1 protein-coding gene is annotated in these 981 nt (G+C 41.8%); it reads right to left on the bottom strand.

Annotated features, from left to right (window positions below):
- The coding region (locus tag A3766_RS26995; protein WP_156509182.1) for an HDOD domain-containing protein at positions 1-930 on the bottom strand (930 nt) is incomplete at its 3' end.
- Positions 931-981 lie beyond the last annotated feature (51 nt).

Genomic DNA, 981 nt, shown 5'->3' with positions numbered 1-981 from the left:
ACCAATCTTTCGGACTTGCTCGGCCAGCTTTACTTGGGCTTTTTTATCGTTTTCACTATCTATGTCGGCTTGAATGTCTATTTCGATATTTAGAGTCTTGGCCATTTCTTTAACATCGCCTTCGACTTTAAAGACAATTTCTTTTAGTAGTGCGCTGTTTAGTTCAAATAATTGGTAACCCAAGTCTGCGAAACTGTCGCCTGAGAAATAATCCTGCTGAAAAGTGCCTAACTGGCTTGAAAGGTATATGAGCTTAACCAGGTGATGAGCATCCTGAATAGATTCAGGCTCGGCGTGATGGAACTCAATCGCATCAACAGCAAAGCTACTTAAGTTCCACTCTTTTGCGAGCCATGCTCCTATTTGAGTATGGTCAACTGAAAATGCTTCTTGCTCAAATTTACAGAGCTTATGAGTAAGAACCTCTGGCTTACTACGAAGTTCTGCATACTCTTGTGGAAAGTGACTGTCGAGAACCACCTCCCCGATGTTGTGAAGCAATGCAGTCAGATAGGCTTCATCAGGATTAGGGTAGCTGGTCAGGATCGCTAATGCTTTTGCAATTAAAGCTGTGCTCAGAGAGTGCTTCCAGAACTGTTTCAAAAAAACGAGGTGTTGACTCTTAAAGCCCGAGAAGAATTGTTGTACCGCCGCAGTGATAACAATCGTCTTGATTGTATCGGTACCCAAAACAAGTAGAGCGCGCTCAATACTTTTTATTTCGGTTCCGCGATTGTAGAACGACGAATTTGCCAGGGATATAACGCGTGCGGTGATCGCAGCATCATGACTAATTATTTGTGACATTCGCTGAAAGGTTGCGCCGTCTTCCTGACAAGCTTCCAGCATTTCAACCAATACATGAGGAAGAGAAGGTAGCTTATTTACCTTCAATTCGTTCATTATTTGTTGTGTGTTGTCTGTAGTCATGGCTTTTTATGATAAAAAATCGTCTTTTAAAGAACGTTATTATTGAGCATA

This window comes from Oleiphilus sp. HI0132 (assembly GCF_001635845.1).
The sequence above is the reverse complement of the archived record's forward strand: the minus strand, read 5'-3'. Positions and strand labels throughout refer to the sequence as shown.